A 340-nucleotide genomic window follows, 5' to 3' on the forward strand; every position below is an offset into this window, starting at 1 on the left:
TGCTCTTCCGCACGCTGTCACTTTCACAATAAGCGTAACTTATCCAACGCCGACCGGAGATATAACAAAAGACGCCACATTTGCTGGCACACTTATCAGTGCATCAGAGTCTGATGACGGTTCCTTGATGAATCCAGTCAAATGGTACACATTCACAATGGATAAACTTGATGGTCCCGCTGACGTACCTTCCAACGCGACGATTAACACAACTAAGTTTGTCCTGAACGACAACGAAGCACTTGTGGTGGGGCCATTCTTCTCACCCGTCGAGTCCTCGCAACTTTGGATACATACACAGTCTCAGTTGGGTGGCGATCACTCGACATTTTGGAAGGTT

At 47.6% G+C, this 340-nt stretch carries 1 protein-coding gene; it reads left to right on the forward strand.

From position 1 onward, the window contains the following. Positions 1 to 157: 157 nt before the first annotated feature. Positions 158 to 340 (forward strand): hypothetical protein (locus tag WFK85_RS23705; RefSeq protein ID WP_336710431.1); only part of this gene is annotated, 183 nt, incomplete at its 3' end.

The sequence above is a fragment of the Cedecea sp. VD22 genome, assembly GCF_037150195.1.
Classification (GTDB): Bacteria; Pseudomonadota; Gammaproteobacteria; order Enterobacterales; family Enterobacteriaceae; genus Cedecea.